General features: G+C 36.0%; 5 protein-coding genes. All 5 read left to right on the top strand.

Features of this window, described 5'->3' with window-relative positions:
* The first annotated feature begins 162 nt into the window (after positions 1-162).
* Positions 163-702, top strand: coding sequence for a translation initiation factor IF-3 (gene infC, locus A1D25_RS07320; RefSeq protein ID WP_157395042.1), 540 nt, complete (start codon positions 163-165; stop codon positions 700-702).
* A 115-nt stretch (positions 703-817) separates the two neighbouring features.
* Positions 818-1,015 (top strand): 50S ribosomal protein L35, encoded by a 198-nt coding sequence (rpmI, locus tag A1D25_RS07315; protein ID WP_005596065.1) that lies wholly within the window; start codon positions 818-820, stop codon positions 1,013-1,015.
* A gap of 95 nt (positions 1,016-1,110) precedes the next feature.
* Positions 1,111-1,464 carry a 50S ribosomal protein L20 gene (rplT, locus tag A1D25_RS07310; RefSeq protein ID WP_005714486.1) on the top strand — a complete coding sequence of 118 codons (354 nt, stop codon included), beginning with the start codon at positions 1,111-1,113 and terminating at the stop codon, positions 1,462-1,464.
* A gap of 74 nt (positions 1,465-1,538) precedes the next feature.
* Complete coding sequence (locus A1D25_RS07305) at positions 1,539-2,069, top strand: AAA family ATPase (RefSeq protein ID WP_157395041.1); 531 nt, start codon at positions 1,539-1,541, stop codon at positions 2,067-2,069.
* A gap of 90 nt (positions 2,070-2,159) precedes the next feature.
* Positions 2,160-2,545: hypothetical protein (locus A1D25_RS07300; protein WP_157395040.1), on the top strand; the 386-nt coding region annotated here is incomplete at its 3' end.

Raw genomic sequence — 2,545 nt, 5'->3', positions numbered from 1 at the left:
TTGGGGTTTGTCATCAGTCTTAATTGCAGTTATTTTCCTTGCATAGTAATGTTAAATCCCGTAGAATTCCGCCCGTTTTGCTCTATTTAGGGCGTATAAAAAGAAATCATATCTTCTGCAAGCGGTATGATCGTTAGAAAAATTTACTAGAGGAATAGGACTATTAAACCTGTAAAACGTGTTCAGACAAATCGCGCTCATCGTCTTAATGATGAAATTCGCGTAAAAGAGGTTCGTTTAACTGATCAAGATGGCGAACAACTTGGTATTGTATCAATTCAAGAAGCATTAGCAAAAGCTGAAGAAGCTGAGTTAGACTTAGTTGAAATTAGCCCAAATGCTGAACCACCGGTTTGTCGTATTATGAACTATGGTAAGTTCATCTACGAGAAAGAAAAAGCTGCAAAAGAGCAGAAGAAAAAGCAGAAAGTTGTACAAGTGAAGGAAATTAAATTCCGTCCTGGTACTGACGAAGGCGACTATCAGGTAAAACTACGCAGCCTGATTCGCTTTTTAGAAGATGGGGATAAAGCTAAAATCACTGTTCGTTTCCGCGGACGTGAGATGGCTCACCAAGAAATTGGTATGGACGTGCTAGAGCGTGTTAAAAACGATTTAGCCGAGATTGCAGTGGTAGAATCTGCCCCTGGCAAACTTGAAGGTCGCCAAGTTGTAATGGTACTTGCCCCTAAGAAGAAGTAATTAGTGCAAATCAAGTAAAGTAAGCGGTTAGATTTGTAATATATTTTGCAAATCTTATCGCTTGTTTTCGCCTAATTATTGGTTATTAACAAAAACAATGCGGAGTTTTTAAACAATGCCTAAAATTAAAACTGTACGTGGTGCTGCGAAGCGTTTCAAGAAAACAGCTTCTGGCGGTTTCAAACGTAAACAATCTCACTTACGTCACATTTTGACTAAGAAAACAACTAAACGTAAACGTCACTTACGTCACAAATCTATGGTAGCGAAAGCAGACCAAGTATTAGTAGTAGCGTGCTTACCATACGCATAAGCCGTTAAGTAAGTTAAACGTACTTTAGAAATTCTTAGTAGAACACAATGTTTTGTGTTCATTAAAACGAAATAGACAAATTAGGAGATTAAATAATGGCTCGTGTAAAACGTGGTGTTATTGCAAGAGCACGCCATAAGAAAGTTCTTAAGGCTGCTAAAGGTTATTATGGTGCACGTTCACGCGTGTATCGCGTTGCTTTCCAAGCAGTAGTTAAAGCTGCACAATATGCTTACCGCGACCGCCGTCAGCGTAAACGTCAATTCCGTCAATTATGGATTGCTCGTATCAACGCTGCAGCTCGTCAAAACGGTTTATCTTACAGCAAATTCATCAATGGCTTGAAAAAAGCATCTGTTGAAATCGACCGTAAGATCCTTGCTGATATCGCAGTATTTGACAAAGTTGCTTTTGCAGCATTAGTTGCTAAAGCAAAATCTGCTCTTTAATTTTTAAAGAATAGAGATAGGCACCGTAACAGGTGCCTTTTTTGTATCTATTTTTATTATTTGAATGAAAGTCAATGCAAAAACTCATTATTATTCGTGGGCATTCAGGTTCAGGTAAATCAACTTTTGCTCATCAAAAGATCATTGAGTTTAAAAATACTTTTTCTAATGCAATTATTTATCATATTGAAAATGATAAATATATGATAAAAGATGGTGTTTATTCTTGGACAAGAACAGCTTATGTACAAGCAAAACAATCAGCTAAGCAGGATATTCAACAGGCATTTCAGCAAATGGCGTTAAACCCGACATTAAATATCCTTTTGGTAATTAGTAATGTTGGCGCAAATAGGCAAGAAATTGAAGAGTATTTGAGTTTGGCTGAAACTTATAAGGTAGATATTGAAATTTATCGAATGCAAAATTTCTTTAGAAATCAGCATAATGTCTCATTATCAATCGTTTGTCATATGTATCTTAATATTGTAGCAACACCGTTAGCGAATGAGATATTAGTTCCGCCAATTAAGCCGATGAGTCTCTATATTAAAAAGAGATTACAGGAAATAGCTTATTCAAAATATTATTGTAAATGTAATTAAAAGATATAGAAAATTAAGATAAAATTTAAATTTTCAATGCTGATGTATTATTAGCAATTATAGGTTATTTTTGCATTAAGGTTATTTCGTATGTCCATTTATACTGTTCACATTCTCTTATCCGATCAACTTTCTCCAACTATTATTAATTTGCCTCCAGAAAAAATCAGTGAATTGCCCTTGCATAAAGACGCAGTTTACAAAGTATTTGATGAAAATGGTAATTTAGTCATTGAGCTAGATGGAGCATCATTGGAAGAAAATCAATCTATTTTTGTAGATGGTCAGCAGAAAACAGCAATTCGATTTGAACGTGCAGAAGTACCTTTTGCGGATTGGAGTGCTGCATTAACAGGCACTGCGTTAGTAGCAGGAGCTGTGCTAGCAACACAGGTCTATAAAAAGGTTTTAGATAACAATAATCACAATTCAAAACCGTTAGAGCCACAGTCTAAGCCACAACCTCAGCCTGAACC

Origin of the sequence: Ursidibacter arcticus, assembly GCF_009761375.1 — a bacterium.
Lineage (GTDB): Bacteria > Pseudomonadota > Gammaproteobacteria > Enterobacterales > Pasteurellaceae > Ursidibacter > Ursidibacter arcticus.
The sequence above is the reverse complement of the archived record's forward strand: the minus strand, read 5'-3'. Positions and strand labels throughout refer to the sequence as shown.

Excerpts from the sequence above, each read along its gene's own strand:
- rpmI (WP_005596065.1), top strand. The coding sequence starts at position 818 with ATGCCTAAAATTAAAACTGTACGTGGTGCTGCGAAGCGTTTCAAGAAA.
- rplT (WP_005714486.1), top strand. The coding sequence starts at position 1,111 with ATGGCTCGTGTAAAACGTGGTGTTATTGCAAGAGCACGCCATAAGAAA.
- A1D25_RS07305 (WP_157395041.1), top strand. The coding sequence starts at position 1,539 with ATGCAAAAACTCATTATTATTCGTGGGCATTCAGGTTCAGGTAAATCA.